This is a genomic window from Variovorax sp. J2P1-31 (assembly GCF_030317215.1).
Taxonomy (GTDB): domain Bacteria; phylum Pseudomonadota; class Gammaproteobacteria; order Burkholderiales; family Burkholderiaceae_C; genus Variovorax.
This window is the reverse complement of the sequence record NZ_JASZYA010000003.1, coordinates 686,736-700,567: the sequence shown is the minus strand read 5'-3', so window position 1 is coordinate 700,567 and position 13,832 is coordinate 686,736. Positions and strand designations below refer to the sequence as shown.

The following is a 13,832-nucleotide window of genomic DNA, read 5'->3' as shown; positions in this document are numbered from 1 at the left end:
GGCGGTGCACAGAGGCGGTCGGCCGCCGCGTTGTCACCGACAGGTCATGCCGCCTGCCTACGATCCGCGGCGCACGCGTGCCGGGCGATTCTGCCGCGGTGCGATTCATCGATCGGCATGGACCACAGGACGCGCGACTCCCGATGGCAAGCATGGCGCTGTGCGCCCGCAACTGGTTGCTGGCGGGCTGCATGGCGGTCCTGGTCGCGGGCGCGCCGCCAGCCGGCGCGGCCCCGGCGGGCGAGCCGATGGCCGAGGCCGCCTTCGACCTGCCCGCGCTGCCGCTGGCCGAAGCACTGGCGCGCTACGACGCGCTCACCCAGCTCTCGGTCTTCTTCGCCTCGGCGCTGGTCGAGGGCCGGCGCAGCGCCGCGCTGCGCGGCCGCCTCGCGCCGCCCGAGGCGCTGCACCGGCTGCTCGAAGGCAGCGGCCTGCAGGCGCGCGCGGTGGCGCCCGATGCCTTCGTGCTGATGCCGGCGGAGGAAGCCGCTCCGCGCGCGGCCTCGGCGACCGAGGCGAACGTGGGCCGCGAGGCCTCGGACAACGCGCGCGTGCAGGCCGCGCTACTGCAGGCGCTGTGCGCGCGCGACGACCTGGCGCTCGGGCGCTACCGGCTCGCGCTGCGCGTGCGCATCGACGGCACCGGGCGCGTGGCGCAGGCGCGGCTGCTCGACACCACCGGCGATGCGCGGCGCGATGCGGCCATCGTCGCGGCCGTGGCGCGGGCCGAACTCGCGCCGCCGCCGGCCGACCCGCGCCAGCCCTTCGTCGTGCTGCTGCGCGCGCAGCCCGCGGACGCGCCGCCGGTCTGCGCGCAACCCTGAGCCCCTTCCATGAGCCAAGCGAGCCTGTCCGCCCTGCGCGAGCTGCTGACCCAGCGCTACGACGAGCTCAAGCGCCGCCTGAGCTTCCGCCTGGGCTCGGTCGACCTGGCCAGCGATGCGCTGCACGACACCTGGGTGCGGCTCGACGAGCGCAAGGAGGCGCTGGGCCCGATCGCCAACCCGGCCGCCTACCTGATGCGCATGGCGACCAACGTGGCGCTCGACCGCATGGAGCGCGACAAGCGCTACATGGGCGCCGACGAGATCGATGCGCTGATGGACGAGATCGCCGACCCCGCGCCCGGCCCGGACGAACTCGCGGCCGCGCGCGACGAGATCGAGGCGCTGTCGCATGTGATCGACAGCATGCCGCCGCGGCGCCGCGCGATCTTCCTCGCGGTGCGCGTGGACGAGCTCTCGAACCAGGCCGCGGCGGCGCGCTTCGGCGTGTCGGCGCGGCTGATCGGGCTCGAGCTCAAGCGCGCCCACGAGTACTGCATGGCCCGCCGGCCGAACAAGGACGCCTGAGTTGTTGTTTGCCGATCCGGTGCCCGCCAACCGTCCTCTGAGGACGGCCTTCCGACCATGACCCTGTCCCACTCCTTGCCCCCCACGCCACCGCGCGACGCCATCGCGCGCCAGGCCCGCGCGTGGATGGACCGCGTCGCGGCCGGCGAGATGACGCCGGCCGACGCCGACGCGCTGCGCCGCTGGTGCCGGGCCGACCCCGCGCACCAGGCTGCTTTCGCCTCCGCGCGCCGCGGCTGGGCGCTGCTGGGCGCGGCCGGCGCGCTGTCGGCCGCGCGCGCGCCGCAGCGCGCCGTCGTGCCTTCACCTTCGCGCCGCTGGTTCGTCGGCGGCGGCCTGGGCTTCGCCACCGCGGCGGCGGCCGCGGCCATCGTGCACCCGCCGCTGGGTCTCTGGCCGTCGATCGGCGAGCTGCAGGCCGACCACCGCACCGGCATCGGCGAACGCCGCAGCGTGGCGCTGGGCGAGGGCGTGCGCGTGGAGCTCAACACCCGCACCAGCATCGCGCTGCGCCCCGACGGCATCGCGCTGATCGCGGGCGAGGCCGCGGTCGACCTGCAGGGGCCGCGCAGCCGCATCACGGTCGAGGCCGGCCGGGCCCAGGTGAGCGCCTCGGATGCACGCTTCGAACTGCGCAGCGGCCCCGAGGGCATCTGCGTGAGCTGCCTGGCCGGCCGCGTCGAGGTCGCGCACGCGGCCGGCGCGCGCACGCTTGCGGCCGGCCAGCAGCTGGTCTACGACGCGCGCGTGCTGGGCCCGGCACGCGCGGTCGATGCCGGCGCGCTGTCGCGGCTCTCGGCCTGGCGCGAGGGCTACCTGCGCTTCGTCGACACGCCGCTGGGCGAGGTGGTGGCCGAGATCAACCGCTACCGCGCGGGCCAGGTGGTGCTGCTCGACCGGCAGCTGGCCGGCAGGCAGGTGACCGGCCGCTTCCAGATCGCCGCGCTCGACCGCGCGATCGCGCAGATCCAGCATTCGTTGGGCCTGGGCGTGCGCTCGTTGCCGGGCGGTCTGGTGTTGTTGAGTTGACGGCCGGCGCCGCCGCGCTGTCACGAAATCTTCAAAAGAAAAGCTTGCCGATCCGGCCGGGCCCGCCGGTCTAGGTTCCAAGCGCCGCTCATTTGTCGCGGCGCACGGATCACAGAAGAAGGATCGAGGGCATCACATGGATACGCGCATTCACCACCCGGCCGGGGCCGCCACGTCGTCACATTCCCAGGCGCGCAGCGCCTTGCGCCTCACGCCGCTGGTGCAGGCCCTGATGCTGGCACTGGCCGCCGGCGGCATGGTGGGCAGCGCGCATGCGCAGCGCGCGCTGGGCGCGGCCTGGCTGGCGCAGAAGAACGTGATCCAGGGCACGGCGCAGGCCACCGGCCGGCTGCCCAACGGCCAGCCGGTGTCGAGCCTCACCAACCCCACGCAGCAGCGCGACAACGCGCAGATGCAGCGCTCACTCGACAACCTCAACCTCGCCGCACGCGGCATCGCGGCGCAGCAGGCGGCCCAGGAAGCGGCGCGGCTGGCGGCGCTCAATGCCACGGCCACGGTGCCCGATGGCCTCGTGGACGGTGGCCTCAAGGTCGACACGAACAGCCTCACGGCCGGCTGGCTCAACGCCAAGGCGCCGGTGCAGAGCGTCGCGGGCGGGCGCACGGTGGTGGGCATCGAGCAGACCGATGAGAAGGCGATCCTCAACTGGGAAAGCTCCAACGTGGGCCGGAACACCACGGTGAAGTTCGACCAGTCCAAGGGCCGCAACGCCAAGGACGGCACCAACGGCTGGATCGCGCTCAACCGCATCAACGACCCGGGCGGCAAGCCGAGCCAGATCGCGGGCCAGATCCAGGCCGAGGGTTCGGTCTATCTGGTCAACCGCAACGGCATCGTGTTCCATGGCAGCAGCCAGGTGAACACGCGCTCGCTGGTGGCCTCGAGCCTGTCGCTGTCGGACAAGCAGTTCAAGCTGGGCATCAACAACCAGCAGTCCTTCCCCGATGCCTACGAGGGGCAGGGCGACGCCTTCGGCATTCCGCAGTTCGGCGATTTCACGGCCGTGCGCCCCGACATCAACCTGGGCTTCGAGCCCGGCCGGAACGGCGCGCCCGACAAGCTGGGCGGCGTGGACCGCTTCGTGCCCGGTGCGCTGCCGGGCGCGGTGCAGGTGCTGGCCGGCGCGCGGCTGGAGGCGGCCAGCGGCGGCAAGGTGATGCTGTTCGCGCCCAAGGTGAGCAACGCGGGGCGCATCTCGGCGCCGGACGGGCAGGTGATCCTGGCGGCGGGCGAGAACGTCTACCTCAACGAGTCGCGCGCCACCGACCGCGACCCGCTGCGCGGGCTCGACGTCGCGGTGTCGGCCGCGCAGGGCTGGGCCTTTGCCTGGACCCACCTCTACAACGCGCTCACCACCGGCACCAGTCCCTACAACCCGGCCTTCACCGAAGCGCTCAAGGCGGTGGTGCTCAAGGAGATGGCGGAGCGCGCCAGCAGCGTCGGCTACGACGTGACCAACAGCGGCATCGTGCAGGCCGAGCGCGGCAACATCACGATGCAGGCCATGGACGTGCACCAGAACGGCGTCGCCCTGGCCACCACCGCGCTGAACAACCGCAACGGCTCGGTGCTGCTGCGCGCCTGGGGCCTGGGCACGCACGCCTGGCAGAACAGCGACACCAACGACGTGCTGCTGAACTGGGCCGCCGGCACGCTCACGCTGGGCGAGGGCAGCGTGACGCGCGTGGGCTTCGACGCCGGCGACACCAGCGAGATCGAGACCACCGCGCTGGCCACGCGCTACCAGCCGGGCTGGATCAGCCTCTACGGCCAGCTGATCGACTTCCGGCCCCAGGCCGGCGTGATCGCGCCCGCGGGCACGGTCAAGGTCGAGTCGGCGGTCAATCCGCTCAACATCCAGCTGGGCTACTTCCGCCCCAGCCACCTCGGCGACGCGAGCCGCATCTACCTCGACCGCGACGCCTACGTCAGCGTGGCGGGCGTGCAGGGCGCGCGGGTCGACATGGCGCGCAACTTCATCGAGGCCGAGCTGCGCATCAACGAGCTGCGCGATTCGCCGCTGCAGCTCGACGCCTGGCTGCGCGGCAAGAAGCTGATCGTCGACCGGCGCGCCAACGGCGTGTTCACCGACGGGCCGATGGCCGGCGTCGAGTGGGTGAAGAACGCCGCCGGTGCCTACATCCCCGGCGCCTGGGTCGGCACGCCGCTGGCCGACGTGGCGGGCTGGGTCGGCGTGGGCAAGACCGACCTGGCCGAGCTGTCGACCGACGCCGGCACCATCACGCTGCGCGCGGGCGGCGCCTTCATCTCGCGCGAGGGCTCGCTGCTCGACGTCTCGGGCGGCTCGGTGCGCTACGCCGACGGGCTCAACACCGCGACCAAGCTGATCGGCGCCGACGGCCGCGTCTATAGCGCCGACAAAGCCATGCCCGACATGGCCTTCACCGGCATCGCGGGCCAGTACGTGGAGAGCCACTCGCGCTGGGGCGTGTCCACCGCCTGGCAGAGCCCGGTCATCGGTCGCCACATGCTCGAGTCGGGCTACACCGAAGGCCGCGCGGCCGGCACGGTGAAGATCTTCGCCGGCTCGGGCATGGTGCTCGAGGGCGGCTACGCGGGCGACGTGGTGGTCGGCGAGCGGCAGCAGAAGCAGGCGGCGAAGAAGGCCGGCGGCACGCTGGCCTTCGGCAACGGCAGCGTGGAGGAGCGGCCCTGGTCGCTGGGCGAACTGGTGATCGGCCGCGACCCGCACCGGCTGGCCGCGGACTTCGGCGCGAAGTCGCCGCTGGGCGAGGACTTCGTCGCCCCGCCGCTGCCGGGACGCGTGGACAAGCTCAGCTACATCCGCGACGACGAACTCAGCGCCTCGGGCATGGGCACCATCGAATTCCACCTGCGGCGCGACTTCACGCTGCAGGCCGGCGCGGTGCTGGACCTGGCGCCGGGCGCCTCGGTGCTGGTCAACGAGTTCGAGAACTCGACCAACACGGTCACCATCGACGGCACCGTCCGCGCGGCCGGCGGCGACATCCGCATCACGGCGGCCAGGGGCACGCTCCGGCTCGGCGAGGGCGGCCGGCTCGACACCGGTGGCCAGTGGATCAACAGCTGGCGCGACGGCGTGCAGCCGCGGCATTGGGCGATCCATGGCGGCACGGTCATGCTCGATGCCGAGAAGCTCGACATCGCCACCCAGGCCGTGATCGACGTCTCGGGCGGCGGCCGCGTCGACGCGGGCAAGAAGGGCCTGCCGGCACTGCGCGTGGGCAACGCAGGGACGGTCGGCCTGACCGGCCTGGCCGCGGGCGCCGACCTCGGCGCGCTGGACCTGCGCGCGCTGGCCGCGGGCTCGGCCGGCACGCTGGCGCTGACCACGGCCGCGTCGGTGCAACTCGGCGGCAGCGCGGCCGCACCCGATGTGCTGTGGCTGCCGGGCGACCTTTACGGCGCGCGCGGCTTCGGCGTGGTGTCGGTGAACAGCCTGGGCGACATCCGCGTGCCCGACGATGCGCAGGTCACGCAACTGCCGCACAGCCTGGCGCTGGACGGCTTCGACTACCGCCACCTGGCCAGCGGCACCCGGCTCGCCGAGGCGGTGCCGGTCGCGGTGCTGGCGCCCGAGCAGCGCTTCGCGCGCCGCCCGGTGCAGTTGGCGCTGGGCGGGACGGGTGACATCACGGTCGGCAGCGGCGCGGTCGTGCGTTCCGATGCGGGCGGCACGCTCCGCCTCAAGACCGAGGCCGGCGCGACCACGGTGCACGGCACGCTGGAGGCGCCGGCCGGCCGCATCGAGCTCGAAGGGCGGCAGGTCGCACTGAGCACCGGTGCACAGCTGCTGGCGCGCGGCGTGCCGCTGCTGCATGCCGATGCCACGGGCGTGCAGGTCGGTCAGGTGCTCGACGGCGGCACGGTGGCCATCGGCAAGGGTCCTTCGCTGCTGACGCTGGAAGAGGGCGCGCTGGTCGACGTGTCGGGCGCCACCGGGCGCATCGACGGTGTGCGCAGCGGCAACCGCTTCGGCGGCAGCGCCGCGCCGATGCAGACGCTCGACAGCCACGGCGGCAGCATCCTGATCTCGGGCACCGGCCTGATCGCGAGCACGCTCAAGGCCGAGGCCGGCGGCCCCGGTGCGCGCGGCGGCCGGCTGCAGCTCATGCTGGCGGCGCCCACGTCGGCGCTCGGATCGCCGCTCGAACAGCTCGCGCAGAACCTGGTCGACCCCGACTGCTTCGGCCTGCCGGGCGACGGCGTCTGCGGCAACTGGACCGGCGGCCTCGACTACGACTGGGCGCCCGGCCTGCGCAGCTGGGGCTACGACATCGACCGGCCGATGGTCATCCCGACCGCGCTGCTCGCGCACCTCCAGGACACGCAGGAGATCGTGCTGTCCGACCGGGCCACCCAGCCGGGCCGGACGCCGGCGCTCGACGGCAGCGCCTTCGGCCTGACGCCCGAAGTGCTGGACCTGTTCCGCGACAACCTCTTCTATGCCGACCTGCTGCGCGATGCGCTGGCCACGCCGGGCCAGCGTCACGCCTTGACGGTGCGCCCGGGCAGCATCGCGCGCGGCGGCTTCGCGGACCTCGCGCTGACCGGCAACGTGCGGCTGGACCAGGTCGATCTTTCGCTGGGCCGCTCGATTGCCATCACCGGACCGATCGTCGGCCACGAAGGCACGAGCTCGCGGCTGCGCGCGCCGCAGCTGGTACTCAGCGCACTGAGCGACGGCGTGGCCGCGGCCGCGCCGGCCGGCGCCGCGGCCGCCGGTCAGCTCACGCTCGCGGGCCGGCTGGTCGACATCCGCCGCGACACGCAGGGCGGCGATGCGGGCATGCACATCGGCGGCTTCGCGCGCACCGTGATCGAAGGCGACGAGATCCGCTTCGCGGGCGAGCTGCCCACGCAGATCCAGGACGGCAGCCGCTTCGACATCCGCCTGGCCGTCGACGGCGCGCTGGTGCTGCGCGCGGGCCAGGTCTATCCCTCGACCGGCATGAGCGGCGTGGTGCAGGCCGGCGATGCGATCACGGTCGAGCGCCTGGGCGATGCGCGCTCGGCGCCGCTGTCGGCCGGCGGCACGCTGCGGCTCGAGGCGCCGGTGATCACGCAGAACGGCGTGCTGCGCGCGCCCTTCGGCCAGATCGAACTGGTCGCCGGCCGACAGCTGACCTTGGGCGACGGCAGCCTGAGCTCGGTGTCGGGCGCGGGCCTGGACGTGCCCTACGGCTACCTGGTCAACAACGAGCACTGGCACGACCCGCGCAAGGCCGCCGACGGCAGCACCGCGGGCGGCTCGATGACCGCGCCGCCCGAGAAGCGCATCACGCTCAAGGCGCCCGAGGTGAACCTCGCCAAGGGCGCGGTGCTCGACATCACCGGCGGCGGCGACCTGCACGCGGCCGAGTTCGTGCCCGGCCCCGGCGGCTCGCACGACGTGCTCAACGTGCCCGGCATGTATGCCATCGTGCCCGGCTACGACAGCGCCGCGCCGGTCAACGGCGTGCCCGCGGGCGCGCGCGTCTGGCTCGCGGGCGGCCCGGGCCTGGCGGCCGGCTGGTACACGCTGCTGCCGGCCCGCTATGCGCTGCTGCCCGGCGCCTTCGCGGTGCAGGGCAACGGCCGCGACTGGCGCGGCGTGGCCACCGGCGCGGCCCGCCTGCCCGACGGCAGCTTCGTGGTCCAGGGCCGCCGCGGCGACAGCCTGGGCGGCACGCAGGACGAGCAGGCCTCGGGCTGGCGCGTGCTGCCCGGCGCCACGGTGCGCAAGTACACCGAATACAACGAAGCCTTCGCCAACGAATTCTTCTCCTCCGAGGCCTTCAAGCTCACGCAGTACCGGCTGACCGGCCAGAACGTGGTCACGCCGCGGCTGGCACGCGACGGCGGCGCGGTGCTGTTCGAGGCCACGCAGACGCTGCTGCTCGACGGCACGCTGCGCTCGCAGCCCGATGCGGGCGGACGCGGCGGCCTGGTCGACATCGCGGGCCAGAAGATCGCCATCGTCGGCGCCGGCCAGGACGCGGGCGACCTGCGCCGCGACGGTTACCTGGTGATCGACGCGGCCAGCCTCTCGGGCTTCGGCGCGGGCAGCCTGCTGGTGGGCGGCAAGCGCAGCGGCGATGCGCTGGGCCTGCGGCTGGACGTGACGGCCAGCGACATCGTGGTGCGCAACGACGCGGGCTCGGCGCTCTACGGCCCCGAGATCATCCTGGCGGCGAGCGAGCAGGTGCGCGTCGACGCGGGCAGCCGGCTGGCGGTCAAGGGCCGGGCCACCTCCGGCGGCGGCGACCTGATCGTCACGCCGCACACGGCCGCGGTCTACACCGACCCCGACGGCCGGCTCGACGACAACGGCGACGGCGTGATCGACGCCAGGGACGCCAAGGACGACGTGCTCACCGCGCCGGCGCGCGACCATGGCGCGCTGCTGCGCCTGTCGAGCGGCGAGGCGGCGCGCGTGGTGCGGCAGAACGTCGACATCGGCGAGGGCGGCCTGGTGCGCATCGGCGCGGGCGCGGTGATCGACGGCGGCGCGGCGCTGCTGATCGACGCCACGCGCAGCACCGAGCTCGCGGGCTCGGCGCAGATCCGCGCGACCGACCTGTCGGTGGCGGCCGGGCGCATCGGCTTCGGCGGCGGCAGCGGCGGCATGGTGCTGGACGCGGGCTCGCTGGCGCAGCTGTCGGATTCGACGCGGCTCACGCTGCGCAGCTATTCGAGCTTCGACTTCTACCGCTCGCTGGACCTGGGCGCCGCGGGCCTGGCCTCGCTGACCTTCGACGGCGCGGCCTTCGTGGCGGCGGGCGCGGGCGACATCACGGTCCAGGGCGACCGCGTGACGCTGGCCAACAGCGGCGGCACGGCGGCACCGATGCCGGCCGGCGGCAGCGGCAGCCTGCGCATCGATGCGCGCGAGCTGGTGCTGGGCCAGGGCCAGAAGACCTTCGCGGGCTTCGCCGCGGTCTCGCTGGGTGGCAGCGAGCGCATCGTGGGCGAGGGCAAGGGCGGCATCGACAGCGGCGCGAGCGCGCTCACGCTACGCACGCCGCTGCTGACCGGCCGCGGCGGCGCGGTGCAGAGCATCGCCACGCAGGGCGAGCTCGCGCTGCTGGCGCAGGCCGAGCCGGGCACGGCCCCGGCCGATGCCCAGGCCAGCCTGGGCGCGAGCCTCTCGCTGGCCGGGCGCAACGTGCGGGTCGCGAGCCGCGCGCAGGCGCTGGGCGGCAGCATCGACATCACGGCCAACGGCGGCAGCGTGGTGGTGGCCGAGGGCGCGGTGCTCGACGTCGGCGGCTTCGCCAAGCAGTTCTTCGACGTGGCCGAATACGCGGACGCGGGCAGCATCCGCATCGGTGCCATCGGCGGCGACATCCGGCTGCAAGGCGGCAGCCGCCTGAACCTGGCCGCGCACCCGGACGGCGGCAACGCGGGCCGGCTGAGCCTGGCGGCCTCGGGCGGCGGCACCGTGCGGCTGGACGGCGAGATCGCGGCGCAGGCCGGCGCCGACGGCGGCAAGGCCGGCGCCTTCTCGCTCGACATCGCGGCGCTGCCCGACTTCGCGGCCTTCAGCCAGCGCCTCAACGATTCGGGCTTCAACCGTTCGCGCCAGTTCCGCGTGCGCGAGGGCGACGTGCGGCTCGACGGCAGCACCACGGTGGAAGACTTCGCGCTGGTGGCCGACCAGGGCCGGGTCGACATCACCGGCCGCATCGATGCGCGCAGCGCCTACGGCGGCGCGATCCGCATCGTCGGCGGCGACGGCCTGACGATGCAGGCCGGCGCGCAGCTGCTGGCCGGCACGACCGGCGAACTCGGCAGCGGCCGGGTCACGCTCGAGGCCACGGGCGGCGTGCTCGCGCTGCGCGGCGGGCGCATCGACGTGGCGGGCGCCGACGGTGGCGTGGTGCGGCTGCGCGCCTTGCGCAATGCCGCCAACGACGACATCGCGGTCACGCAGCTCGCGGTCGATCTGGTGGGCGCGCGCTCGGCCGTGCTCGAGGGCACGGCCAGCTACACGGCCGACACGGTCGAGGCGGTCAAGGCGGTGGCGGTCGCCGAGGCCCATGCCTTCGCGGCCCGCGCCGCGGCGATCCAGGCGCGGCTGGGCAGCGGCATGCAGGTGATGGCCGGCATCGAGATCCAGAGCCCGGGCGACCTCACGCTGGGCAGCGACTGGAACCTGCACCAGGACTTCGCCGGTGCGCACGAGGGCACGCTGAGCCTGCGCGCCGCGGGCAACCTGGTCCTCCACGGCCACCTGAGCGACGGCTTCGACGCGGCCGACCGCACGGGCGTGCTGCAGGACGCCGCGTCGTGGAACCTGCGGCTGGTGGCCGGGGCCGACCTGGCATCGGCCGACCGGCTGGCGCTGCAGCCGCTGGCCGGCCTGGCGGCGGGCCAGGGCTCGATCACGATCGGCACCGCCAACACCGCGGCGGCCGGCGAACCCGACAACGGCGCCGGCAAGCTGCTGCGCACCGGCACCGGCGACATCGAAGTGCGCGCCGGCCGCGACCTGACGCTGGCGCACCGCGACTCGGTGATCTACACCGCGGGCCGCAAGGACCTGAGCCGCTGGGACGACTTCACGACCGCGCGCGCCGATGCGCGCTACGGCACGGCCGGTGGCAACCTGGACCTGAACGCGCAGGGCAACATCACGGCCGCGCCCTCGGACCAGCGCTACACGCAATGGCTCAACCGCCAGGGCAACCTCAGCCCCGGCTTCTTCTTCGGCGAATACAACGACGGCACCTTCGGCGAGATCGACGGCGTCTACGGACCGATCCCGCACGCACCCGAGCAATCGAGCTGGTGGGTCAACCACGGCGAATTCCGCCAGGGCGTGGGCGTGTTCGGCGGCGGCAACGTCCGGGTCCGCGCGGGCGGCGACGTGGTGGACCTGGGCGTCTCGCTCACCACCACGGCGCGCGTGCGCGGCGGCCTGTCGGTGGGCGCGCCGATGACCATGGAGATGCGCAACGGCGGCGCGCTGACGGTGGACGCGGCCGGCGCGCTGCGCGGTGGCCAGTACTACGTGGCGCGCGGCGCGGGCGAGATCAGCGCAGGCGAAACCGCGACCGGGCGCAGCGTGGACGTGCGCCGCCACGACGGCGGCAGCAGCACGGTCAGCGCCACCTACGCGCTGGCGCCGGTGCTGGCGCTGGGCGACGCGACGATGACGCTGCGCACCGCCGGCGACCTGCGGCTGCAGACCGTGCTCGACCCGCTGCTGGTGCGCTACGGCGAGGGCTACCGCCCCACGGGCCTGGTGCTCGACTACGGCGCCTACATGAGCGGCTACACCGCGCGCACCGCGCTGCGCCTGCTGTCCACGGGCGGCGACGTGACGCTGGTGAACCAGGGCGAGTACGTCTTCCGCGACGTCGACCTCTACAACAACAACACGGCCGACAACAACCTGGCGGGCAAGGGCGCCAACCGCTATCCGGCCCTGGTGCAGGCCACGGCGATGAACGGCTCGCTGGCCCTCGAGGGCGCGATGTACCTGATGCCCGCGGCGCGCAGCGACCTGCGCCTGCTGGCCCAGCAGGACGTGGTGCTGCGCAACGGACCGAACGCCGGCACGCCCGAGCAGCCCTTCACCGAGATCGTGATGGCGCGCGCCACGCCGGCCATGATGCCCTCGGCCTTCGTGCCGCTGGGCGGCGACGGCGCGCTGCACCAGGTCAACCTGAACGCGCTGCTGCGCAACGACATGGGGCTGAGCTACACCGGCGCGACCCAGGAGCTCTACTACCAGGGCCTGCGCAACCCCGACCCGCTGCCGCTGGCCGGCGACCACGAACCGAGCCGCGTCTACGCCGCGAAGGGCTCGATCCTGGGCCTGGACATGACGGCCAGCGAGCAGACCTGGGCCCGGGCCGGCACCGACATCCGCGGCATCCGCCTGAGCGCGCGCAACGTCCATGCGCAGGACAGCACGCTGCTCGAGGCCGGCAACGACATCCTCTCGATGCGCTCGGTGCGCAACGCCAGCGCGGGCGCGGGCCTGATCACGGTCGAAGGCGCGGGCGCGCTCGTGCTGTCAGCCGGCCGCGACGTGTACGCCGACGACCTGCAGATCCAGACGCTGGGCAACCGGCGCTACGACAGCAACAACCGGCCGGTGCCGCTCACGCAGGTCAATGGCCTGCCCGACAACGGCGCGTCGATCACGGTGATGGCCGGCATGAACGCGGCCGCGGGCTACGGTGCCTTCGCCGCGGCCTACCTCGATCCGACGAAGGTCGCGGCCATGCCGGCCTACCTCACGACCCGCGGTGCCGACGGCACGCTGCTGCCCAGCTACCTGAGCGACCGCATCGAGACCCGTCTCGGCGGCCTGCAGAAGACGGTGCGGCGTGGCCTGGTCTCGTACATGCACGACATGACCGGCGAGACGCTGGCGCCGCTCGAGGCCTGGGCGCGCTTCAACACGCTGCCCGCGCTGGCGCAGCAGCAGTTCATCCGCCAGATCTACCTGCTCGAACTGCGCGAGGCCGGGCGCGACCAGAACGAGCCGGGCACCGGCGGCCTGCCGCGCAACGGCGGCTACAACCGCGGCTACGAGGCCATCAAGACCCTGTTCCCCGGCACCGGCTGGAAGGGCGACGTGGCGGCCAACCAGCTGATGCTGCGCACCATGGCCGGCGGCGACATCAACGTGCTCACGCCGGGCGGCGGCCTGCAGGTGGCGGCGCTGGGCGCGACCGTGCCCGAGGGCTACGGCCTGGTCACGCTGGCCTCGGGCCACATCGACATCTTCGCCAACGACGACGTGACGGTGAACCGCTCGCGCATCCTGTCCTTCGTGCCCGAGGCCACGCAGCAGGGCAGCGACCAGATCATCTGGTCGACCGTGGGCGACATCGACGCGGGCCGCGGCTCGAAGACCGTGCGCGTGCCCTCGGCGCCCGAGGTGCTGACCGACCTCAACGGCAACACCACGGTGCGCGAGAAGTCCGACATGAGCGGCAGCGGCATCGGCACCGTGGGCGACGGCGACGTCGACCTGGTGGCGCCGCTGGGCACGGTGAACGCGGGCGATGCGGGGCTACGCGTGGCGGGCAACCTCAACATCGCGGCGCTGCAGGTGCTCAACGCCGACAACATCCAGGTCAAGGGCGAGAGCAAGGGCATTCCGGTGATCGCCGCGGTGAACATCGGCGCGCTGACCAACGCCAGCGCCGCGACCGCGCAAGCCACGGCGGCGGCGCAGGAGGTGCTGCAGCGCGAGCGCGCGGCGGCGCGCCAGGCGCTGCCCTCGGTGTTCACGGTGCGGGTGCTGGGCTTCGGCGGCGAGGCGCCCGAGGGCGCGCCGCGTTCGCCGGCACCGGCCGCGCGCGGCGGCCATGCGGGTGCGCCGGGCCAGGCGCTCGAGGTGCTGGGGCAGATGGACCTGCCGGCGGCGCAACTGAGCCAGCTGAGCGCGACGGAGCAGCGCAACCTGCGGCGCTGAGCCCGGGC

General features: G+C 73.8%; 4 protein-coding genes. All 4 read left to right on the top strand.

Features of this window, described 5'->3' with window-relative positions; all coding sequences use genetic code 11:
• Positions 1-152 precede the first annotated feature (152 nt).
• The 4 genes from QTI20_RS23185 to QTI20_RS23170 all read left to right on the top strand — a co-directional run bounded on the left by QTI20_RS23185 (position 153) and on the right by QTI20_RS23170 (position 13,824).
• A complete protein-coding gene (locus tag QTI20_RS23185) occupies positions 153-824 on the top strand; it encodes an STN domain-containing protein (protein ID WP_286553996.1) in 672 nt (223 codons plus the stop codon).
• A 9-nt stretch (positions 825-833) separates the two neighbouring features.
• Positions 834-1,352, top strand: coding sequence for an RNA polymerase sigma factor (locus tag QTI20_RS23180; protein WP_286553998.1), 519 nt, complete (start codon positions 834-836; stop codon positions 1,350-1,352).
• Positions 1,353-1,409: 57 nt separating this feature from the next.
• The gene (locus tag QTI20_RS23175; RefSeq protein WP_286554000.1) at positions 1,410-2,381 is read left to right on the top strand and encodes a FecR family protein; all 972 of its coding nucleotides are present in this window, start codon (positions 1,410-1,412) and stop codon (positions 2,379-2,381) included.
• A gap of 136 nt (positions 2,382-2,517) precedes the next feature.
• The gene (locus QTI20_RS23170; protein ID WP_286574277.1) at positions 2,518-13,824 is read left to right on the top strand and encodes a filamentous hemagglutinin family protein; all 11,307 of its coding nucleotides are present in this window, start codon (positions 2,518-2,520) and stop codon (positions 13,822-13,824) included.
• Positions 13,825-13,832 lie beyond the last annotated feature (8 nt).

Bases quoted from the DNA above. Each gene is read 5' to 3' on its own strand.
- QTI20_RS23185 (WP_286553996.1), top strand. From the start codon at position 153: ATGGCGCTGTGCGCCCGCAACTGGTTGCTGGCGGGCTGCATGGCGGTC.
- QTI20_RS23170 (WP_286574277.1), top strand. From the start codon at position 2,518: ATGGATACGCGCATTCACCACCCGGCCGGGGCCGCCACGTCGTCACAT.
- QTI20_RS23180 (WP_286553998.1), top strand. From the start codon at position 834: ATGAGCCAAGCGAGCCTGTCCGCCCTGCGCGAGCTGCTGACCCAGCGC.
- QTI20_RS23175 (WP_286554000.1), top strand. From the start codon at position 1,410: ATGACCCTGTCCCACTCCTTGCCCCCCACGCCACCGCGCGACGCCATC.